The following is a 23,787-nucleotide window of genomic DNA, read 5'->3' as shown; positions in this document are numbered from 1 at the left end:
AATTAATTTGATATGAAGAAACTAACAGCAAGTCTTCTTGTTTTAGTAGTATCTTCTTCTATAGCTGTTGCCAATGCCCAGCAAAAGAATGATACTGTTAAAACAAAAGAAATTGAGGGTGTGGTAGTAACCGCACTCGGGATTAAAAGAGAGAAAAAATCTCTTGGTTATGCTTCTGAAGAAGTAAAAGCAGCAGAGTTAACTGGTGGAACTACCAATACAGGTAACGTAGCATCTCTTCTTTCAGGTAAGGTAGCCGGACTACAGGTAAATACAAATAACAACTTTGGCGGGTCTGCCAACCTTTTGATCAGAGGATACAAATCATTAAACGGAGGTTCTCCACTTATTGTAATTGACGGTTCCCCTGTAAATAATACAACTGTAACAACAGGAGCTCCTTTCGATTATGGTAATTTCTTATCAGATATCAACCAGGAAGATATTGAATCAATCAACGTACTAAAGGGTGCAGCAGCATCTGCTTTATACGGAGAAAGAGGAAGTGATGGGGTTATCCTTATTGTGACCAAAAGTGGTAGAGGGAATAATGACGGAAGCTGGGGAGTTACTTTAAACTCAGGAATTACCGCTGGTTTTATTGATAAATCTACATTCCCTAAATATCAGACAAAATATGGAGCTGGATATGGAGGAGAATCTTGGAATGAAGATCCGGGGCCTGGAGGGTATAATTATGCTAACTTTGGGGATGACGCATCTTATGGTCCTGTGTTTAATCCTAATTCATTGGTTTATCAATGGGATTCATTTGATCCTTCTTCTCCAAACTATGGTAAAGCAACACCTTGGGTAGCTGCTAAAAACGGACCTATTAAATTCTTTGAAACACCAGTCACATACGTTAATACACTTACCATTGAAAAAGGAAATAAAACTTCAAATCTTTCCTTATCCTATTCCAATATGCTTTCCAATGGTCTGATGCCTAATTCAGAATTAAGAAAAAATACAATTTCTGCAAAATTTAGCCATGATTTTACAGATAAACTCCACGCTTCAGTCTTCACTACATTAACATTACAAGGTACAAGAGGACGTAATGAAACAGGATATTCAGATAATATTGTTTCTGGTTTTAGACAATGGTGGCAAACCAATGTAGATGTAGCTGCATTAAGAAATGCTTACCAAAACAATGGCAACAGTAATTTCAGCTGGAACAGAACCTCTGCAACTGATGGAACTCCTCAGTATTGGAATAACCCTTATTTCCAAAGATACCAGAGTTATCAGTCAGATGATAGAACAAGAGTTTTTAGCTATGCACAATTAAAATATGACGTTTCTAAAAACTTTGGTATTACCGGAAAATTATCCTATGATGATTTGCAGATGGTGGTAGAAGAAAGGTTGATGAACGGATCATTACCTCAAGTATTCGGAGCTTCCGGTCTTAATGTGGGCTCAGGATATGCAAGAACGAATGTTAAAAATTCGGAAATGAATTTTGATTTATTTGCGAACTATAAATTTGATATCACTCCTGATTTGAATGTGAGTGGGATTGCCGGAGGAAACGTGAGAAGAAATTTGATCGATAATGTATATATGAGTACAGAAGGTGGTTTATCTAAACCAGGACTTTTTGCTATATCCAACTCGGTAAGAACAATACTTCCTCCTGATGAAAATTATGCGAAGTTTTTAACTTCAAGTTTATATGCGACAGCATCATTTGGTTATAAGAATTTCTTATTTGTAGATGGTACTTTCCGTGTTGACCAATCTTCAAACTTACCAAAAGGAAATAACAGTTACTCATATCCATCCGTAACAGGATCCCTTATCCTGTCGGAATTTGTAAAACAACCATGGCTTAGCTTCTGGAAGGTAAGAGGAAACTATGCAGAAGTAGGTTCTTCTACATCGAACTACAGATTAGCCAATACATTTAAAGCAAGAGGAGAAGGATTGTTTGATCAGCCTTATTTCCTTGCGAATCCTAATTTGAAACCTCAAAGGTCTAAAGAAACTGAATTTGGTATGGAGGCTCAGTTCTTCAAAAATAGATTAGGATTTGATATCGCTATTTATAAGACCAAAACGATTGATCAGATTATCAATTTACCCGTATCTTCAGCTACAGGATACCGAACATTCTTAGTAAATGCCGGACAAATTGATAATAAAGGTATAGAAGTTCAGTTGAATGGTACTCCATTCAAATCAGAGAACTTTACCTGGGATGTTAATGTGAACTGGTCTAAGAATGAAAATAAAGTTATTGCTCTAAACGGTAATTCACAGAATTATCTAATGGCAACGTATCAGAACGGAGTGTCTTTGAATGCTCGTGTAGGTGAAGCTTTTGGAGCGTTGGTAGGATCAGATTATCAATATGATGCCAATGGTAACAAAATTGTAGATCCGGTGAGCGGAAATTATCTTAGAAATAACAACCAGGTTATTGGAAATATTACCCCAGACTGGGTAGGAGGTATAAGAAACAGTTTCCGTTATAAAGATTTCTCTTTAAGTTTCCTTATTGATGTAAAACAGGGAGGAGATGTATATTCTCCGGATATGGCCTATGGTACAGCTACTGGTTTATATGAAGAGACCGCTTATTATAGAGAAAGTGGAGTGATCAATCCGGGAGTGAATCCTAATGGAAATGTCAATACTACTGTTGCAGGTGATCCAACCTCTGCTGGTAGTGTAGACGGGTATGGTGTTATGCCAAACAAGAGATTCGTATATGACGCTTCTTATGTGAAATTAAGAGAAGCGAGTATAGGATATTCATTGCCGAAATCTATTTTAGCGAATACTTCTATTCGAGATGCAAAAATATCTATTGTAGGTAGAAATTTATGGATTATCCATAAGAATTTACCATACGCTGATCCGGAAGCAGGTACAGGTAACGGATTAGCTGCAAAAGGACAGTCTATCGGGGTGCTGCCTACGACTCGTGATATTGGAATAGATATAACTTTAAAATTCTAAAAAAATGAAAAAAATATTTTTAATTATAGGCTTAGCTTCATTATCATTAACTTTTACGTCTTGTGAAAGAGAGATTACTTCATTGAATGAAGATCCTAAGCACCCAACGGAAGTGCCTTCCGGAGTACTTTTTGCAAGTGCCGAACAGGTTTTACTGGATCAAATATTGAATGTTAATGTTAACCGTAATATTACCAGATTTTTTACTCAGCAATGGTCAGAAACAACCTATATTGATGAATCAAGATATGATATGGTATCACGACCGATTCCTAGAAACCATTACAATCGTATGATGGCTTCTTCTTCGGCTACAGTAAATTCTCCAGGAGTTCTTTCAGCATTGAGAGATGCCAGAAGGTTTCTTGATAACGAGGGAGTAAGTGGTGTTGCAAAAAACAATAATATTGCTATGATTGAATTGGTAAATGCTTATGCATGGGCCAATTTAGTAGATACATATGGAGATGTTCCTTATTTTGGAGCTCTTAAGGCAACTGCAGAAAATCCGGGAAATTCAGAAATTCCTTATGATGATGCAAAAACTATTTATCTTGATCTTATTAAAAGAATAGATGCAGCTCTTGCTATGATCGATACTTCAGGTACTGGATATTCCAATGATCTGATTTATAAAGGAGATATGTCAAAATGGAAAAAAATGGGTAATTCTTTGAAATTCAGACTAGCGGTTACCCTTGCTGATGTTGAACCTGCTTTAGCTAAAACTTATGCGGAAGCTGCTTATTCAGGTGGATTATTTACCGAGAAGTTAGATAACTTCGGATTACAGACTTTCCCTTCAGGTTTATTATCAAACCCTGTTTATCAGGATGTGATTCAGTCTGGTAGAAATGACTTTTTACCATCTGATGTCTTAATGAATTTTATGAATGGTAAAAATGACCCAAGAAGAGCCATTTGGTTTACCACTGTGGGAGGTGTATATATTGGAGGAAAATATGCTAAGCAAAACGTTTTCGGACAATATTCTCATTTTACGAATGCTATTTCAGGGGAAAATGCTCAGGGATTCTTGTTAGATTATACAGAAATTATGTTTTTAAGAGCTGAAGCTGCACAAAGAGGATTCAGTGTAGGAGGAGCTGCTGCCACTTTATATTCTGATGCAATTAGGGCTTCTATGACAGAATATGGTGTTAGTACTGCCAATGCTGAAGCTTATGTTTTGGCTAATCCATATGATGCTGCTAATTGGAAAAAATCAATTGGAGAGCAATCATGGGTAGCCATGTTTAATAAAGGTTTCCAGGCATGGAACTTTACAAGAAGACTAGACTTCCCGGTATTCGTAAACCCTTCAAACTCCAGAGTAGAAGCTGTTCCCATTAGAATGCGTTATTCCGACCAGGAATATCTTTTGAATGCAACTAACGTAAATGCAGCTGCAACAAAAATTGGAGGAGATAAAGTTTCCACGAAGATCTTCTGGGATAAATTTTAATGTGAATAATAATCCGGTTAATGATAACCGGATGTAGAAAATACTTAATTATGAAATATTTTATTGGAATTCTTTTATTAATGGGAGTTGCTTCATGTTCTAGTGATGATGATACTCATGTAGTGGCCAATAATGTAAGTATAAACGGAACCTGGCGACCATTTAAATATGAATTCAGAGGTAAAACTATTGCATTGAATGATTGTGAAGATAAAGGAGTCATCATGATTAATGCCGATTTCTCAGGAGCCTATGATCGATATGAATCAGGGGTTTCAGGAAATTGTAATTTATCAGATTCTTTCGTAGGAAAATGGGCTTATGATAGTTTATATAATACACTTACAATCACTTATACAGATGCTGGAGTTACTAAAACAATGAAAAAAGTAGTACAGTCTTATTCTGATACTGAATTAAGAATTAATGACAACAGTAAAAACCTGGATAATACGCCTGGGAATGACGAGGCTGTTCTTGTTTTCAGAAAAGAATAAATATTCTTGTTTATGTATAAAAAACCGCCTTTTGGCGGTTTTTTTTATTTGTAATCGTTTTAATAAAGAATTTTGGGAATTAAATTTGGTTTTTGTATTTATATTAATCACTTATTCAATGTGTTATGTGGTTTTGTTGAGAGGTGGATTTAAATGGCATCAATTGAAATATTGATGTTATTTTTTTTATTTAAATTTTTATTTTTAATGTTTTTTTTTAATTGTTTTATGGGTTTTTACTTCTTTATACTGGTTTATTTTTAACTTTTTCAAGTTTTACTTGTTGAATTGTTAATAAAAACACAATTTTGATGAGTAAAAATTAATTTTGATATGAAGAAACTAACAATGAGTCTACTTGTCGTTGTATTATCTTCTTCCGTTGCTATTGTAAATGCTCAGCAGAAGAAAAAAGATACTACTACACAGACAAAAGAGATTGAAGGTGTGGTAGTAACTGCATTAGGTATTAAGAGAGAAAAGAAAGCTCTTGGATACTCCTCTCAGGAAGTGAAAGCTGATAAATTATTTGGTGGAACTACTAATACTGGAAATGTAGCTTCCCAGCTTTCTGGAAAAGTTGCTGGATTAAATGTTAATACCAATTCCAACTTTGGTGGCGCAACCAATTTAGTAATCAGAGGTGTTAAATCTCTACAAGGAAGTAACCCATTAATTGTAATTGATGGATCTCCGGTAAATAACACTTCTACATTTTCAGGTAGTGCGAATGGAGGGTTTGATTTAGGGAATGCCTTATCCGATATCAACCAGGAAGATATTGAATCAATAAATGTACTAAAAGGAGCTGCTGCTTCTGCATTATATGGAGAAAGAGGCTTAAATGGGGTGATTGTAATTACAACTAAAAATGGTAAAGGTAAAGAAGATGGATCTTGGGGAGTTACATTATCATCGTCTGTACAAGCCGGTTTTATAGATAAATCTACATTCCCTACTTATCAAAACAGATATGGAGCCGGGTATGATCCATCTTTTTATTATGGGACGGGAGCAAATGGAATTAATAACGTGAATTTTGGTGAAGATGCTTCTTGGGGCCCGGAATATGATCCAAATAAATTGGTTTATCAATGGGATTCTTTTGATCCTACATCACCAAATTATGGTAAGGCAACACCGTGGGTAGCAGCCAAAAACGGACCTTTAAAATTTTTTGAAACCCCAATGTCGTATATAAATTCAATAGCTTTATCTAAGGGGAGTAAAGGATTTAATTTTAATTTAACTTATGATAATAATCTGTCTAATGGATTATTGCCAAATTCGAATTTAAGAAAGAATACTTTATCTACTAAGATTAATTATGATTTGACATCTAAGTTACATGCTACAGTTTATTCAACCTTAACTGTGCAAGGTACAATTGGCCGTACTGAAACTGGATATAGTGATAACATTGTTACAGGATTCAGACAATGGTGGCAAACCAACGTGGATGTAGTTGCGTTACAAAATTCATATAATAACAATATTAACAATCCTACAGCCGCTAATAATTATGGAAATGTAACCTGGAATAGAAAATCTGCAGCTAATGGAACTCCTGCGTTTTGGAATAACCCATATTTTCAACGATACAAGAATTATGAATCTGATGATCGAACCAGAATATTTACTTATGCACAGTTAACTTATGATATTGATTCCCATGTAAATATTACAGGTAAATTTAGTTATGATAATACCAATTTACTTTTTGAAAGAAGATTGGCTGTAGGATCATATCCTCAGGCATTTGGGATTTCACAAAAAAGTGTAGGGTCAGGTTATGACAGATATGATTTGACAAGAAGAGAGATCAATTATGATCTTTTTGCCAACTATAAATATGATTTGCTTCCTTGGTTAAACATGAGTGGTATTGTTGGAGGGACAGTGCGTAGAAATAATGCAAGTTCAACCGAAGCATCAACAGAAGGGGGACTTATAAAAGCTGGGTTATATTCTTTGGATAATTCGTTAAAACCAGAATTAAATCCAGTAGAAAATGTTTCAACTATTCAAACGAATAGCTTGTATGCAACAGTATCGCTTGATTTTAATAAAATTTTCTATTTGGATGGAACATTCCGTAGAGATGTAAGTTCAACTCTTCCTAAACAGAATAATAAATATAATTATGGTTCTCTTTCCGGATCATTGATATTGTCAGAGCTGCTTAAATCTCAAAACTCTATTGTAAATTTCTGGAAAGTAAGAGGGAATTATGCTGAAGTAGGAGGTACTGCTGATCCATACCAATTAGCACCACAATATTTCACAGCGGGTTCATTCAATGGACAGATTGGAATATATAAACCTCAAACCACATTGCCTAATCCGGATCTTAAACCTCAAAGATCTAAAGAATTTGAATTTGGAACAGAAGTACACTTTTTAAAAGACAGAATTATATTAGATGCCGCTTATTATGATACCAAAACATCTAATCAGATTATTACACCTAATATATCTTCCGGATCAGGACAATTAGCGGCGGCAATCAATGCTGGACAAATTAATAACAAAGGAGTTGAAGTTCATTTAGGGATTACACCCATAAAAACACAAGATTTTTCTTGGGATGTAGATGCCAATTGGGCTAAAAATACAAGTAAAGTTGTGGCCTTGGAAGACGGTTTGAAAGTGTATCCATTAGTGGGTATGGTTGGAGCAACTATTGTTGCTTCTGTAGGAAATCCGTGGGGAGATATCTTCGGAACAGATTATGTTTACCTGAATGGACAAAAGGTTGTTGATCCCACTACAGGGCTATATTTAAAAGAAGGTAATAGAGTTATTGGTAATACACAGCCAAAATGGACAGGAGGATTAAGAAACACATTCAGATATAAAAATATATCTCTTAGCTTCCTGATTGATGTAAGACATGGAGGTGATATCTTTTCATCAGATTTATATTATGGCTTAGCTAGTGGTTTGTATCCTGAAACTGCTGTGGATGGGTATAGAACAAATGGAGTTGTACTTCAGGGAGTGAATCCTAATGGTCAGGTAAATACCACCCAAGCTCAGGTAGATGTAGCAGGTTATGATATGAATCCAAATGATAGTTATGATAAGGCACCAGGTAAACGATTTGTTTATGATGGCTCTTTTGTAAAATTAAGAGAAGCAAGTATCACATATTCGTTGCCTAAAACATTAATCGCTAATACTTTTATGAATGATGCTAAAATTTCATTAGTAGGAAGAAACTTATGGATTCTTCATAAAAACTTACCTTATGCAGATCCGGAAGCAACACAGATGGGAGGGTTATATTCTTATGGTTCATCTATAGGGGCCTTACCAACTACTAGAGAGGTAGGAATAAACTTCACATGTAAATTCTAAATATTAATATAATTTATAATTATTATGAATAACAAGATAAAAAATATATTATTATCAGGTACCTTGGCTTCATCATTGTTTATGATCAACTCTTGCCAGAGTGATATCACACAGTTGAACGAAGATCCTAAACACCCATCTGTAGTACCTTCAAGTAATTTGCTTGCTACAGGTCTATATCAAGCTTTTTATTATATGTATACTGGTAGTGTGAACTTTAATAATTACCGATTTTTCACACAACAGTGGACAGAAACAACTTATACCGAAGAAACCAATTATAATTTAATTACTAGAGCACAACCTAGGTCTCATTTTAATAGAATGTATGTTTATGCTCTGAATAGTTTAAATCAGGCAATGAAAAACCTGCCTGCTGAACTAAATGCGGATGATGGTATTGTAAATAATAAATGGGCTACTTTAGAAATCTCCTCAATATTCGTATGGGAAAATATTGTTGATACTTATGGAAACGTACCATATAGCCAGGCTTTACAGGCAGAAACAATCAAGTCTCCTAAATATGATGATGCCAAATCTATTTATCTGGACCTTATTAAAAGATTAGATATAGCAATATCAAAAATTAATACAGCTAAAAAAAGCTATGATACAGCTGATCTGGTTTACAAAGGAGATATGTCCAAATGGAAAAAATTAGCCAACTCTATTAAGCTGCGTTTAGCTATAAATTTAGCTGATGTAGATCCTGCAACATCTAAATCAGTAGCTGAAGCTGCTATAGCTGCTGGAGTAATTGATTCTGAAGCTTCTTCATTTTCATTAACATTTGATGGGGGAACATTTTCAAATCCTTTATTCGATGATTTAGTGGCATCAAGTAGAAATGATTTTATTCCTTCTTCAGTACTAGTTACTCCAATGAATACAAATTCTGATCCTAGAAGACATGGAATGCTTTTTGAAAATATATCACCTGCTAAAGTTTCAAGTGTAACGAGTAATGTGATTACATTTTCTAGTAATATTCCTTCTTGGGTAACCGTCGGATCAAAAGTATATCTATATGCTGATGATACTACAGCAACAAGTTTTATAGGAAACGTAATTTCTTCTACCTCCACTACGATTACTCTGGATAATATGTCTATGGCTGTAAATGCCGAAAATTTATTAACTTTTGATTATTATAAGGGAGGAACTTATGGATCTCAAAACTCTTATACTTCTAATAGTCATATTAACCCTGCTTATAAACGGGCAAATGCACCAGCTAAATTATTTGGCTTTACAGAAGTTCAGTTTTTGAAAGCAGAGGCTGCAGCTAGAGGTTATAATGCTGGTGGGACTGCATCTTTGTTTTTCTCTTCTGCTATACAATCTTCTATGTCTGAACACGAAGTGTCATCCACAGATGCTGCTGCTTATATCGCTGCTCATCCATTAGATGCTGCAAACTGGAAAAAATCTATTGGATACGAATCTTGGATTGCTATGTGGAATAATCCTTTTTCTGCATGGAATTTTGTTAGAAGACTGGATTATCCGGCTCTTCAGACTCCACCCAACAGTCAGATAGGAGGTGTGCCCTATAGAATGTTATATTCCGATCAGGAGTATGTCGTAAACTTCGATAATGTTTCAGCAGCGGCTGCAGCAATAGGAGGAGATAAAGCAACGACCAAACTATTCTGGGATAAATTTTAACAAATACTTTTTAACATTTAATATATTTTGGCCGCCTTCGGGCGGTTTTTTTATTTCCGTATATTTGTAACTTGGATTTTGAGCAGAAACACACGGTAAAATGTTTCGGCGATAAGCATTAAAAAGAGAATTTAGAAACATGAATATTAAATATATTATCGAAGAAAAACTTTCGGAGGTCATTTTAAACGTATATCAGTTAAAAGACATCAAGCTGGAAGTTCAGGAAAATAAAACGGAATTTGAGGGTGATTTTACCATTGTCACTTTTCCGTTGGTAAAACAATTGAAAAAAAATCCTGAAAGCATCGGGGTTGAATTAGGTGAAGCTTTGACAGAGCAGACGGAAATTTTTGAAAGCTTTAATGTGGTAAAAGGTTTCCTGAATGTTAAAGTTAAAAACCAATTGTTTGTAGACAACTTCAGATCAGTAACTAATAACTTCTCTACTATAGAAAAGAAAAATGCTACAGTGATGGTGGAATATTCTTCACCGAATACTAATAAACCATTGCACTTAGGGCATATCAGAAATAACTTATTAGGATTTTCAGTAGCTCAGATTTTAAAAGAAGCAGGATATGATGTGATTAAAACTCAGATCATCAATGACAGAGGAATTCATATCTGTAAATCTATGTTGGCCTGGGAAAAATTCGGAAACGGAGCAACTCCTGAAACAACCAATACAAAAGGAGACAAATTTGTAGGAAACTACTATGTAGAATTTGACAAAAACTACAAAAAAGAAATTGCAGATCTTGTAAACCAAGGTGTAGGAGAGGAGCAGGCGAAAAAAGATGCTCCGGTAATGAAAGAAGCTCAGAAAATGCTTTTGGATTGGGAAAATGGTGAAGAAACTGTAAGAGCACTTTGGGCAGAGATGAATTCATGGGTTTACAAAGGATTCAATGAAACCTATAAAAGATTAGGAGTTGATTTTGATCAGGTTCAATATGAAAGCAACACGTACATTTTAGGAAAAGATCTCATTCAGGCGGGATTAGATAAAGGAGTTTTGTATCAGAAAGAAGATGGTTCTGTTTGGTGCGACCTTACCGATGAGGGACTTGATCAGAAGCTATTGCTTCGTTCAGACGGTACATCAGTTTATATGACACAGGATCTTGGAACAGCCGTGGAGCGTTTCAAGCAAAATAATATCCAAAAGCTGATCTATACAGTAGGAAACGAACAGGATTACCACTTCCAGGTTTTATTTAAAATCCTGAAAAAATTAGGGTATGAATGGGCTGATCAGTTGTTCCACCTTTCTTATGGAATGGTAGAACTACCTGAAGGTAAAATGAAATCCCGTGAAGGAACTGTAGTAGACGCAGATGATCTGATGCAGGAGATGTATGAAACGGCAAAATCTAAAGCTCAGGAGTTAGGAAAATTGGAAACTCTTTCAGAAGAAGATAAAGAAGCATCTTATGAAACAGTAGGATTGGGAGCATTGAAATATTTCATGCTTAAAGTAGATCCTAAGAAAAAAATGCTTTTCAATCCTGCAGAAAGTATTGATTTTAATGGAAATACAGGTCCGTTTATTCAATATACCTATGCACGTATTCAGTCGTTATTGTCTAAAGCGGGTGCTTTACAAACAGAGACTGCAGATATTGAATTGAATCAATCCGAAAAAGAATTGATTATGCAGTTGGCCAACTTTAAAACTGTAGTCGCTAAATCAGCGGAAACATTAAGCCCGGCTTTGGTTGCCAACTACGTTTACGATCTTGTTAAGGCATATAACTCTTTCTATCAGAATAATCCAATTCTGAATCAGGAAGATGAAAACGTAAAACAATTCCGCTTAAATATTTCAGATATCACAGCAAAGACGATCAAAAAATCGTTAGAGTTGCTGGGAATCGGAACGGTAAACAGAATGTAAAAATAGAAAGCCTCCTGAATTTCAGGAGGCTTTATTATAGAGCTATTTAATACTAAGATTGTTTTGATTCCGAAGTTTCTGGACTTTTGGTCTCTTCTTGATTATCTTTCATCTGTTTCAAACTATCAGCATACAGTTTGGCTGGAGTCCACCGTGCATGTTTGGAAAGAATAACTTTATATCCTTTTTTGTAAGTATAAACTTTGGTAAATTCTGCGCCAAAGAATATCAGCATGCAGGAATAATTGATCCACATCATAATCAGAATCACTGTTCCGGCAGCGCCAAAGGCTGAGGTAGGTTTTACCTGGTTAAAATAAAGACTTAATAAAAATTTCCCTAGCGTAAATAAAACCGTAGTGAGAAAAGCTCCTTTCCATACCGGTTTCCAGCTGACCAAAACATCCGGCAAAACTTTAAACATTAAAGCAAATAAGAGCATGACAAGTCCAAAGCCTACAGCGAAATTTACGGTTTCTACCAGCATATACGTTTCAAAACCAAAATATTGGGTGATAATCGTATTAAACAGACTGATCAGAGAAGATAAAATCATGGTGATCATCAGAAGAAATCCCAGAATAAGAATCATCCCTAAAGAATTCGCTCTGTCCAGTAAAAATTTAAGCAACGCTTTCTTTGGAGCAGCTTCTACTTCCCAAAGTATATTTAAAGAATGCTGAAGTTGAAAAAAGAGTGTAGTAGAACCAAAAACCAATGATCCGACTCCTACCGCTTTCATAAAAATATTCTTTTTATCAATAAGAGCACCTGCCAGCATGCCTTCAATGCTTTTCGCTACATCCGGTCCCATGATACCGCTGATCTGTGTACTGATCTGCCCGCGGATGGCTTCTTCACCAAAGAAGTTTCCAAGGACCCAGATAATAATAATCAATAATCCCGGAATAGAAAAGATAGCATAATAGGCAAGACTTGCTGAATCTTTTGATGCAGTAGAATTGTTCCATTCAGTAAATGTATCTTTAAGAACTTCCCAGAAAAATTTAAGATTTTTGATCATATTAAAAAGGATATCCGATGGCAATATTAAAAACAAGGTTATCTTTTCTCCAGCTTGAGTCTCCGAAGTTGATTTTGTCGAAGGTCCATCTGTCTCCTTTCTGATAGTAAGGAACTCTCAATGGCATGGCAAGATCAAGTCTTAGAATCAGGATAGAAAAATCCAGTCTCAGACCTACTCCGGCTCCCACCGCAATTTCATTTAAAAAATCTTTTGAAAATTTAGCTCCCGGTCTGTCTTTGTCGTCGTGAAGCAGCCAGATATTTCCGGCATCTACAAAAACGGCAGCATTTAAAAATTTATAAAGATTGGCTCTGTATTCAGCATTTAATTCCAGTTTGATATCTCCGGACTGATCAAAGTAAATACTCGGATCTATCGTTCTCGGGTCAAAACTTCCCGGCCCTAATGTTCTTGCACGGAATGCTCTGATACTGTTACTCCCTCCTGAGAAAAACTGTTTAGAGAAAGGAATAAATTCTGAATTTCCGTAAGGATAAGCGATTCCTCCGATAAATCTCGTTGCCAGTGAAGATTTTTCAGTAAACTTATGATAGAACCTGAAATCATTTTCAATCTTTACATACTGGCTGAAAGGAATCCCAAATATTTTCTTCTCTTTGTCTTTTTTTACATCAGCTCCGGTAACCAGACCTGTAATATTTCCTGCCAGATCAAGTGTTCCTTTGTAGTAAAAGGTATTGGTTCTTGGCAGCATCGTATTGGTGTAGGTATAAGAATAGGTAGGACCGAAAATAAGTTGTTTGGCTACAACTCTTTTCATGGCAGGATTTTTTGCAGAGATAGATTCATATTCTTCCGTAACATTGGCAGGAGAAACCAATGTAATATCAATCACTTTCAGATCATGTTCCTTTCTTGCATTTTCTTTCCAAACATATCCGAATGATCCGGTGAAATTATTAAGCGTGTAATATTGTGTTCTGTTTTGGAATTCATATCCCAATGTAATATTTGTTCTTGGAACAAATTCACTGGACGAGTGAAAACGGAATGGCGCTACAATTCTCGGGATAGAAAGTTGTACGTTTGTTCCGGCACGGAAAATATTATTGGCATTTTGGGCACCTCCCATCTGGAAATCAAATGCTCCGTAGATGGCGGCTTTGAATTGCTCGGCACCACGGAAAAAGTTTCTGTGAGTCCAGTTAAGGTTCAGCTCACTACCTGCGTAGTTGCCAGAGTTCGTTCTTCCTAATGCTTCCAGGCGCAGCGACTGGACTTGTCTAGGGGTCAATAGATAATACGCATCAAATTTATGGCTTAAAGAGTCAGATACAATGAACTCATTCTTTACAAATTTGAATACACCCAGACTGATTAATCGGTTCAGGGTAAGATTATGATTAGAGCGGTTGTAAAGATCTCCTTTTTTGAAATATAATGCTCTGTCAAAAATTTTCGGTTTGAATTTATGCTGAGGATCAATAACGTAAATGTCGTCGAAACGATATTTGGAAAGAGAATCTTTGTCCATCGGTATACTGTATTTACCATCTTTTACGTCCTGAATGTTGTAATTGGGAAATACAATAACATTATCAATGCTAAACTGCTGTGTGGCTAAATCAGGTGTATTGTCTTTCAGTTTTACATTAAGTTCCACCTTATGATTTTTGCTCACCGTACTGTCTGCCTGAACAATAATATTATCAGGATGGAAATAATAAAAACCTCTTTCTTTTAATCTATTGTCAATTCTGTCTCTTTCAGCTTTGATAACATCCAGATCAAATGGTCTTCCGTTTTTAAGAAGCGTTTTATCAGTAAGGCTTTGAATTTCCTGATTAACCAGTGTAGAATCTTTCTGGAATTTTACGCCGTCAATCAGATATCTGGAACCTGGTCTTACCGTATAAATAACCTGAGCCTTTTTATTCTTTGAAACCGTATCATAAGAAGCTTTAGCATTGAAATACCCTTTGTTTTCAGAATAATTCTCAATAATATCTTTATTGAACTCACGGTCTACATCACCCAATAATACAGGCTTTTCACCCACTTTATATTTTAGCCAGTAATTAAAACCCTTATCCTTTTTAGGTTCCTTGGCTATATTATAGAAATACAGCTTTGGGCGCAGTCCTAAAAACGTAGAATTGGGCTTTGGAGTAAGATTGGCTTCCAAAGCAGCCTGAAGATCTTTTTTTTCTTTTTTGGAAATCGTATCATTCTCAATCTTTACTTTGGCTCCCGTGTAAAGCATCTGGCCTTCTTTCAAAAACCTGGTATTGCTGCACGAGACCACAGTGGATGCCATTCCGGAAACCAACAGATACTTACAATATATATGGAACTTATTACTCATTATTTAAATTCTACCACTTGGTTATTTAGATTTTTTTTAGGCTTCTTCTCTTTAGATTTCTGGAAAATCTCGCGGAATTTGTCATAATCCAATGTAATAATGAATCCGACTCCGGTTTCTATGATCTGCCCCTGAAGAGCCACCTGATACTCATCTTTACGGTAAGCTCGTAACATATACCTTCCATCTTTAGAAAGGCTGTAATCTACGGAAACATTACCCGCAATATTGGTCATATTTTCATTCTGACGGGCTTGACCTTCCAGTCCGAAATTACTTCCTACCGTTACTTTCAGTCGGTCATTCAATAATTTTTTACTGATATCTACATTCAGGTCAGTTCGCGTATTTTTTTCTCCGCTGGAATAATCTTCTGAAGAATCAAGACCAAAATTAAGATCTACTCCTTTGATCAGACCTGCGGCAAGATTGTTCAGCTGCTGAGAAAGAATTTTACTCACACTCTGTCTCGCCATGGTTTCTGCAGACATTCCTGCACCGCTTTCAAATGGATTTTCTCCGATAAAACGGTTCAGAAGAAGTAAGGCAAACACCTGCTTATTCAGCTCAGATTCCTGAGTTCTGATCTGGGCAAGCTTTTGATCTACAACATCTTTCACATTCGTAGATACAGAATTATTTTTTTCGTCTGTAGTGATATCAAAAGAAAGCTGAGGTTTCAATAATTCCCCTTTCATTTTTAATAAAGCATTGAAAGGAACTCTCTGCTTAAACTGGTTCAATGTTGAAGCACTTTCTCCACTGATCTGCTGTTCTACAAGGTCAATAGGCGGAGCTTCTGTTTTATAAACGGCCGTAATATCCATTTGAGCCGTTGTAGGTTCACCGGTCCATGTGATGGTACTGCCTTTCTGGATGTCAAATTTACGTTTCAGGAAACTCACAGAAAGATCATAACTTCCTTTTTCCACTTCATATACTCCTACCAATGTGGTTTTTCCTGACGGATCTATTCCTCCGGTTAATTCTGCTTCACCCTGGAGCTGTACAAAATCACCATTGGCTTTATCAATGATCAGTGACAGTTTTGCTTCTTTGCTGACTTCAATATTAACACTCACATCCATCCCTTTGATACGGCTTTGCGCATTAAGAGAATCTGCTTTGATTGTTTTGTTTAAAACCACCTGATCCTGATCCACAAATTCTACAATACCATCTCTTTCCTGTAAAGTAGGGCTGGATTGAGGAAGAACAAAAGTGAAATCCGTATTGTCTGCCACGCTTAGTCTTCCATCTACTTTTGGAAGATCAAGGTTTCCGCGGATATGAAGTCCGGCATCAATAGCAAGAACACCATACATCATTGCATCATTGGATTTTTCTGAATTGACTACTTTAAAGTCTTTAGCATTCACATTCAGGTTAAAGGCGAAATCTCTGTAGGTCTGAGTCAGGACCTGTCCGTCTACTACAAGAGCATTTCCGTCTTTATCTTTGATTTTAAATTTATCAAATTCGATTCCCTGGCTTGTAAAATCTATTTCATCACTCAGGTGTCTGAAATCACTTCCGGTTTTGGCAATTTCCAATCCGGCATCATTGAATTTTACTTTTCCTAAAATATTAGGTTGAGCAGTAGTTCCGGTGATCTTTAAATTTCCTGAGAGATAACCTTCCGTATTGGTAATTGCATTCATGGAAAACCCTTGAATACTCTTCATCTGAAGCTGATTGATCGCCATATTCAGATCAAAAGTGCTGGAAGAAGTATTGTAATCACCCAGGATTTTTACATCATTATTATTTCCGGAAAGGGCAATATCTGCATTTAAAATCTTCGGTGAAGCATTGTTTACTTTTACCGCAAGATTTCCGACAGGGCTTCCATAGACGATTAAGTCTGAAATATTAAGGTCCGAAGTGAAGGTCATATTTTTAGTCACATCACGAAGCTGTGCTGTCCCGTTGATGGTTCCTCTTGCCAGAACCGTATCTTTTTTAATGAGTTCCGTAATGGTTTCAATCTTGAAATCTTTCAACGAAATATTCAAAGGACTGCTTGGGCTTCTGCTTTCCGACTGAACAGCGATTTCACTGTTTCCATTGGATAGAATAAAATTATCAGCCAGAATTCCTTTATCACTGATCTGGATTTTGTTATTTTCTGCAACATTCCAATCCGTATAATTAAGTTTAAGTCCGTTCGGGTTCAGAGATATTTCGGTAATGTCATTCAATGATTTTGCATTTCCGGCAATCAGGAATTGGGTTGCATCTTTTTCATCTTTTGTCGTAACATTGTAACGAATGGTATTGTCAGCAACATCACCGTCAATAGTAATTTTATTTAAAGAAAAGCTCGAGCTTTTTAATGCGGCAACATTAAGGCTGTACTGCAATGCCTGATTTTCATTGGTGACTTTCAAGGCTCCTTTTTCAATGGTATTTTCACCATATAATAATCTTGGAATCTGCCCGTCAATTTCAATTTTCTGAGAATCTGCATCGTAGTTTCCTGTCAGATTGATGGTTTCAAAATCTTTTAATTCCGGAACAAATTTTCTGATCAGATCATCATTTTTTACTTTGGCGGTAAAGGTAAAATGCTGCCCCGGATCAATTTTCTGGCTTTTATCCGGCTTCTGGAATTGATAATATTGATTGATCGTTTGGGTTAAAGCACCAAAGATCTGGGTAAGCTTATATTTACCTTTCAGTTCAACATCTGCCACCTGAGAGTTAAAAACAATCTGGGTAGAATCCTGAGTAGATGAAGCTTTCAGATTGACTTCCTGTACGGGATACACTTCTTTCGTATCCGAGAATGCAAAATCTTTAAGGTTTAAGTATCCGTTCAGGTTATTGGGATCTAAGCTTGTAAAATCTCCATCAATTTTTCCGGCAATGATCATCGGTTTTTCATAGAAACCAAGTTTGTTGACATCCAGTTTGATGACTTCTCCATTCACTTTTACCGTAGGATTTTTTTCATCATACACTCCGGAAGCAGTCAGCTGTAAACTGGCATTCGGATCTTTGGAATCTAAAATCACATGATATGCTCCTTTGTTGATCTTTCCGGTAAGGTTCATGTTTTGATAACGGTATCCTTTGTAAACGGCAGAAGCAACATACCCCTTTAAATCCGCTTTGGCATTTTTAAAATCAAAACTTTCACCTTTTGCCGCAATTTGCGCGGTGATTGGACCAATATCTTTATTCTGAATAATTTTTCCTACCTGTATTCCCTGAAGATTTGCTTTTACATCATAGAGTTCGTGATTCTTTCTACGCATGTCTACCTGCGCGATGATGGCTGCATTTCCCAAAGTAGAGTAGAGGTTCAGATCTGTATTCACCACTTTGGTTGTACCTTTTGCATTTCCTTTAATGCTGAAATGGGAAGGAAGCGAAATATTGGAAGGAATCGTATTTTTAGGGACAAGATTGAATATCGTTTTGGCACTGGAAGAAAATTCTCCGATTCTCAGATCATAATACAACTGATCAGGATTCATCGCATTTTTGATTTTCCCGGATGCCATTACCCTCAGCTGATCAAGCCCGGAAACTTTAAGATCATGGATTAAAAGATCATTGACGCTTCCTTTTACATTAGCATTTACATTGAGAACAGCGTTTGGATATTTGTTGAATGGAACTGTATTTCTTAAAGTGGGAACCAGGTTCAGAATATCAGAGAATCCTATTTTTGAATCTTTGATATTGGCTGAAATCTTTACAGCACCTAAATTTGAGCTAAGCTGATCAATGGAGTTATAGTTTAAAATAACCTCATCACGCAATACTGTTTTTGGGGTTTGAAGATAAAGGTCTTTGAGATAAGCTTCCTTTTCTGCATACACGAAATCCGTATTGAATTTTTGGATATCCAGGCCTCTGTTTTCTTTGATTTCTGCAGAATTTACAGTTCCTGCAAAAGTATTATTCTCCATTTTGAAGCTTCTTACCTCAACATTCATTTTTGAAAAATTAAGATGATTGAAGTCCATACCTTGTTTAGTTGGAGCAATAGCAGTATTGTTATAAGTTGCCTTTACATCATTCAAAACAAGTTTCCCTAAGAGAAGTTTCATGGCTTTATCCTGATCGGAAGCTTTGGAAACCTCAGGTTCCTGTGTTTTTTTCGGATTGGCATTCTGAGCGGGAAGATAGAGATTGGCATTGATGTCTGCTCCGGAAAGAAATACATTGGCTACATGGTAGGCATTGTTTTCCAGATCAAGTTTATTAACCTTTGTGCTCAGTTCTTTAAATATAACTTTTGCGAATGTTTTGGTATTTTCATCACCGTAATCAATATCGAAATGAGTAAGTTTAATGCCTCTCAATCCAATATTCATCGGTTTCTTTTCATTGAGGGAATCTACTTTTTTCTCAACTTTTTGAGCAACTTCTTCTACAAGTCCCTGTTTTAACTTTAATTTTAATCCGTCAAGATTGATGTCATTGACTGCATATTTGTTTTTGCTGAGATCAAAAGTTTTGACTCTGGTATCAAACGACTTAAAATAGAGTTTGATGTCATTCTTCGACTGTTGGTCGTTGAAGGTTACTCCAATATCTTTTAAATTGATTTTATCAAGAGAAATAATAAAGGGTTTGGAAGGGCTTTCTTCTTTATCACTGGACGCAAATGCATCAATAATATAATCAAAATTGAATTTGCCATCCGGTTTCCGTACCACATGAGCACGGGCACCTTCCATATTGACTGAAGTGATATCTGCTGTAGAATTAAGGAGTTTCAGCATGTGTAACCCTACATCCAGTTTCTTTACTGCAAGAAGCGTATCTACATCTTGTCCTTTGAGGTAGAGATTTTCCATGACAAGGCTGTTGGGAAATCCGATGTAAACTCTTTCAAGGCTTACCGGAGTTTTTATTTTTTTCTCCAGATAAACAATGAGCTTGTCTTTGATAAAGTTTTGGACGGCAGGAAGTCTTAAGCTTAGTATCAACAGGGTAAGAAGAACCAATATTGAAATAATGGTTATTGCAATACGCCTTAAAAGTTTTGTAGTGTTGATTTTCAGTTTCAAATGCGAAGTGGTTTCTAACAAAGATAATAATACTATTTTATTTGGTCCTTGTTGTGGTACCCTTTTGCGAATGCAAAAATCCTGCCTTGGCTGTCTTTTTATGGAATTTCTAGTTTGTAGTTGTCAAGTGAATAGTTGAGTAAGACGGGTCAAGGCAGTGATTGTTATTTTAAAAAACGCCCCCTTTTTATCATTTTTTTAATGTTGAAAAGGTTAGTTAGCAAAAATGAAAATTCAAATGTTAGTAGTTGTGATGGGGGCGTGGCATGGTTTATATGATAGATAATAATTTTAATTGTTTCCGTTTTCCCATTTCACTTCTTCTCCCTGAGGAGCGGCACCACCTTGTGCCGTTGTGATGGGAGCAGTTTCCTGGTTGATATGGTAAATATAAGCGGCAATTTTTTCAGCATCTCTTCCGGTAATGGTTCCTTCTTTGATGAAAGGTCTCATGGTAGGATTGTTAGGAGAGCCGTTTTCAAGCATCCAGAAAACATTTTTAAATAAACTTTTTTCTTTAATATTGATCCAGTGGGTATCGGTAAGGTTAGGTCCTATGCCTCCTTTTCCACCGTCTCCATGGCAGGTAACACAATTCGTTTTGAAAAGTTCCTGTCCTTCTGCGATATTATCAGCACTGTATTTTGCCGATTCCAGATTAATCTGAGGTGCGGTTTTTTCATACTCTTCAATGGAAGCTAACATCGTTTTTGTTTCTTTGGTATATTCTACATCCGGATGGGCATAATCTGTAAAAGAAAAGGCAAAAAGATATACGGCACAGAAGATACATCCGAACCAGAACAGACCTATCCACCATTTCGGAAGAGAATTGTCAAGCTCTGTAATTCCGTCAAAACCATGGTCGATAAGGATATCTTTTTCTTCCGTAGCGGTTTGTTTTTTGAAGGCAGAGTTCCATAATTTCTGGTAATACGGAACTTTTTTCTCTTCCAGGTATTGTTTTTTCTCTTCTTCAGATAATCTGTTGAAATTTTCATTTTCCACCAGATCTCCAATAGAATTCATAATCAGCAGAAGGATAACGGCGATTAATATCAGCGCCCAGAAAAAAGGAGAAGAAAAATATCCTGAATCTCCGGCGAACATTTCAAAGGCCATGATCGTTAAACCTATCGTTGTGGCGATATATATTGAAATTGGGGTTCTCGTTTTCATTGCAATTCAATTTTAAATGTTACTCTACGCTTGCGGTTTGTACCTGGGTTGTTTTAATGTCTGTACCTAATCTTTGCAGGTAAGCAATCATAGCTACAATTTCTCTTTGTTCAAGCGGTACATAGGCAGATCCTTTTGCTGTTTTTTCTTTTACCATCTGATCTTTTACATCTGTTGCTTCAGCGTAAATTCTCTGTACAATTGCTTTTGACTGGTTATCCGCCCATTGGTTGGCAGAATCAATCTGTGCTTTTGTATAAGGAACATCAAAGACATTTTTCATCAGCTTCATTTTGTCTACCATTTCTGTTTTGTCCAGTTTATTGGTGATTAACCATGGGAAACGTGGCATGATGGAACCGGCAGAAGTAATTCTTGGGTTATACATATGTTTGAAGTGCCATGAATCCGGGTTTCTTCCTCCTTCTCTGTGTAAATCCGGTCCTGTTCTTTTAGATCCCCATAAGAATGGTCTGTCATATACGAATTCTCCTGCTTTGGAATACTGTCCGTTTTTTCCTTCAAATCTTACTACTTCATCACGGAAAGGTCTTATCATCTGAGAGTGGCAAGCATTACAGCCTTCGCGGATATACAGATCTCTACCTTCCAGTTCCAATGGAGTATAAGGTTTTACTGCTGTAATGTTGGGAACACTTTGTTTAAGGGATAAGGTCGGGACAATTTCCACCAATCCACCGATTGCTACAGTGATGAAAGCTAATACAGAAAGGAGAGTAGGAGTTCTTTCCAACCATAAGTGCACTCCCTCGCCTTCTTTTCTCGAACTTCCGATATTGGCTAATGCAGGAGCTTCCGCAGGAACTTCTTTCTGGAATGAACCAGCTTTAATTGTTTTGATAACATTGACCACCATTAAAATAGCTCCTGAAAGATAAAATACACCTCCTAAGAATCTCATTTTAAAGTAAGGAATGATTGCTGTAACAGTGTCCAGCCAGTTTTTCCATAACAAGGTTCCGTCCGGGTTGAATTGTTTCCACATCAATCCCTGTGTGAATCCCGCAATATACATCGGAACAGCATAGAAGATAATTCCTAATGTTCCCAGCCAGAAGTGCCAGTTGGCTAATTTTTTAGACCAAAGAGGTGTTCTCCACATAATAGGAACCAGGTAATATACCACTCCGAATGCCATGAAACCATTCCATCCAAGAGCTCCTAAGTGTACGTGACCAATAACCCAGTCGGTATAGTGACCAATTTTATTTAATGATTTTGTTGCTAATAAAGGTCCTTCGAAAGTAGCCATACCATAGCAGGTAATTGCCACAACAAAGAATTTTAGAATAGGATTTTCTCTTACTTTATCCCAGGCTCCTCTCAAGGTAAGAAGACCGTTCAGCATTCCTCCCCATGATGGAGCAATCAGCATGATGGAGAATCCTGTTCCCACAGCCTGAGCCCATGCCGGTAAAGCTGTATATTGCAGGTGGTGAGGCCCGGCCCAAAGGTATACGAAGATCAGCGACCAGAAGTGAATGATGGATAATTTGTATGAGAATACCGGTCGTTGAGCTGCTTTTGGCATAAAGTAATACATCAGACCCAATACAGGGGTGGTTAATACGAATGCTACTGCATTGTGCCCATACCACCATTGTACTAATGCATCTTTTACACCTGCATATACAGAATAAGATTTCCAGCTTGTGAAAGATAACGGAACTTCCAGATTATTGAAGATGTGAAGCATTGCTACAGCGATCCAGGTTGCAAGATAGAACCATATAGCAACATATAAATGTCTCACTCTTCTTTTGGCAATAGTTCCGAACATATTGATTCCGAAAATGATCCAGGAGAAAGCAATTAAGATATCAATTGGCCATTCATGTTCAGCATATTCTTTAGAAGTATTGATTCCCATAAGGAATGTAATCACTACACTTACAATCATAAACTGCCAAGACCAGAAGTGAAGCCATGAAAGCGTGTCACTGTACATTCTGGTTTTAAGAAGCCTTTGCATACTGTAATAAGCACCACAGAAAAAGGAGTTACATACGAAAGCAAAAATTACCGCACTGGTATGAAGCATTCTGATTCTTCCGAAGCCCATGGCTCCCTGAGTGTTGATCAGTCCTTGAATATTACCCGAAGCTAAGCTTTTAATAGTTGTATCATCCGTACCGAATAAAAATTCAGGTAATTCAGGATAAAAAAGCATCAGTGCAGCTGTAAGCCCCAGCAGAAATCCTACAAGTCCGAATGCGATAGTCGCATAGAGGAATGCTCTGACAATATTATTGTCATAATTAAATTTTTGCGTCTCCATAAATTCCAATAGTGTTTACCGAAGTGATATTTTCTCTGAAAAAACCTTATTTTTAGGCCTTTT

Annotated in this window: 11 protein-coding genes; 6 read left to right on the top strand and 5 right to left on the bottom strand. The window is 36.5% G+C overall.

Going from position 1 to position 23,787, the window contains the following annotated elements; translation table 11 throughout:
* The first annotated feature begins 12 nt into the window (after nt 1-12).
* From ODR02_RS16780 to argS, 6 genes are all read left to right on the top strand, one after another.
* On the top strand, nt 13-2,973 hold the full coding sequence (locus tag ODR02_RS16780; protein ID WP_209787122.1) for a SusC/RagA family TonB-linked outer membrane protein: 2,961 nt from the start codon (nt 13-15) through the stop codon (nt 2,971-2,973).
* Between the two features lie 4 nt (nt 2,974-2,977).
* Entirely contained in the window at nt 2,978-4,438 is a 1,461-nt protein-coding gene (locus ODR02_RS16775) for a SusD/RagB family nutrient-binding outer membrane lipoprotein (protein WP_309512836.1), read from the top strand.
* Nucleotides 4,439-4,488: 50 nt separating this feature from the next.
* On the top strand, nt 4,489-4,935 hold the full coding sequence (locus ODR02_RS16770; protein WP_209787126.1) for a lipocalin family protein: 447 nt from the start codon (nt 4,489-4,491) through the stop codon (nt 4,933-4,935).
* Between the two features lie 333 nt (nt 4,936-5,268).
* A complete protein-coding gene (locus tag ODR02_RS16765; RefSeq protein ID WP_209787132.1) occupies nt 5,269-8,295 on the top strand; it encodes a SusC/RagA family TonB-linked outer membrane protein in 3,027 nt (1,008 codons plus the stop codon).
* Nucleotides 8,296-8,319: 24 nt separating this feature from the next.
* Nucleotides 8,320-9,966, top strand: coding sequence for a SusD/RagB family nutrient-binding outer membrane lipoprotein (locus tag ODR02_RS16760; protein ID WP_209787134.1), 1,647 nt, complete (start codon nt 8,320-8,322; stop codon nt 9,964-9,966).
* Between the two features lie 139 nt (nt 9,967-10,105).
* Nucleotides 10,106-11,866 carry an arginine--tRNA ligase gene (gene argS, locus ODR02_RS16755; RefSeq protein WP_209787136.1) on the top strand — a complete coding sequence of 587 codons (1,761 nt, stop codon included), beginning with the start codon at nt 10,106-10,108 and terminating at the stop codon, nt 11,864-11,866.
* Nucleotides 11,867-11,918: 52 nt separating this feature from the next.
* Here argS and ODR02_RS16750 read toward each other — a convergent pair whose 3' ends face one another.
* The 5 genes from ODR02_RS16750 to ccoN form a co-directional block, all read right to left on the bottom strand.
* On the bottom strand, nt 11,919-12,890 hold the full coding sequence (locus ODR02_RS16750) for a YihY/virulence factor BrkB family protein (protein ID WP_309512835.1): 972 nt from the start codon (nt 12,888-12,890) through the stop codon (nt 11,919-11,921).
* A gap of 1 nt (nt 12,891) precedes the next feature.
* Nucleotides 12,892-15,219, bottom strand: coding sequence for a translocation and assembly module lipoprotein TamL (gene tamL, locus ODR02_RS16745; RefSeq protein ID WP_309512834.1), 2,328 nt, complete (start codon nt 15,217-15,219; stop codon nt 12,892-12,894).
* Nucleotides 15,219-20,246 carry a translocation/assembly module TamB domain-containing protein gene (locus tag ODR02_RS16740; protein WP_309512833.1) on the bottom strand — a complete coding sequence of 1,676 codons (5,028 nt, stop codon included), beginning with the start codon at nt 20,244-20,246 and terminating at the stop codon, nt 15,219-15,221. Before ODR02_RS16740 ends, tamL begins: the two co-directional genes overlap by 1 nt.
* 291 nt (nt 20,247-20,537) lie before the next feature.
* Nucleotides 20,538-21,425 carry a cbb3-type cytochrome c oxidase N-terminal domain-containing protein gene (locus ODR02_RS16735; protein ID WP_309512832.1) on the bottom strand — a complete coding sequence of 296 codons (888 nt, stop codon included), beginning with the start codon at nt 21,423-21,425 and terminating at the stop codon, nt 20,538-20,540.
* Nucleotides 21,426-21,444: 19 nt separating this feature from the next.
* On the bottom strand, nt 21,445-23,724 hold the full coding sequence (gene ccoN, locus ODR02_RS16730; RefSeq protein WP_209787152.1) for a cytochrome-c oxidase, cbb3-type subunit I: 2,280 nt from the start codon (nt 23,722-23,724) through the stop codon (nt 21,445-21,447).
* Nucleotides 23,725-23,787: the final 63 nt, after the last annotated feature.

It is taken from the genome of Chryseobacterium sp. CFS2 (genome assembly GCF_036543225.1).
Lineage (GTDB): Bacteria > Bacteroidota > Bacteroidia > Flavobacteriales > Weeksellaceae > Chryseobacterium > Chryseobacterium culicis_A.
Note: the sequence above shows the minus strand (reverse complement) of the source record. Positions and strands in the feature narration are given on the sequence as shown.

What these genes read in the sequence shown, in the direction of transcription:
- ODR02_RS16770 (WP_209787126.1), top strand. Translation starts at nt 4,489, where the DNA reads ATGAAATATTTTATTGGAATTCTTTTATTAATGGGAGTTGCTTCATGT.
- ODR02_RS16765 (WP_209787132.1), top strand. Translation starts at nt 5,269, where the DNA reads ATGAAGAAACTAACAATGAGTCTACTTGTCGTTGTATTATCTTCTTCC.
- ODR02_RS16775 (WP_309512836.1), top strand. Translation starts at nt 2,978, where the DNA reads ATGAAAAAAATATTTTTAATTATAGGCTTAGCTTCATTATCATTAACT.
- ODR02_RS16750 (WP_309512835.1), bottom strand. Translation starts at nt 12,890, where the DNA reads ATGATCAAAAATCTTAAATTTTTCTGGGAAGTTCTTAAAGATACATTT.
- ODR02_RS16735 (WP_309512832.1), bottom strand. Translation starts at nt 21,425, where the DNA reads ATGAAAACGAGAACCCCAATTTCAATATATATCGCCACAACGATAGGT.
- tamL (WP_309512834.1), bottom strand. Translation starts at nt 15,219, where the DNA reads ATGAGTAATAAGTTCCATATATATTGTAAGTATCTGTTGGTTTCCGGA.
- argS (WP_209787136.1), top strand. Translation starts at nt 10,106, where the DNA reads ATGAATATTAAATATATTATCGAAGAAAAACTTTCGGAGGTCATTTTA.
- ccoN (WP_209787152.1), bottom strand. Translation starts at nt 23,724, where the DNA reads ATGGAGACGCAAAAATTTAATTATGACAATAATATTGTCAGAGCATTC.
- ODR02_RS16760 (WP_209787134.1), top strand. Translation starts at nt 8,320, where the DNA reads ATGAATAACAAGATAAAAAATATATTATTATCAGGTACCTTGGCTTCA.
- ODR02_RS16780 (WP_209787122.1), top strand. Translation starts at nt 13, where the DNA reads ATGAAGAAACTAACAGCAAGTCTTCTTGTTTTAGTAGTATCTTCTTCT.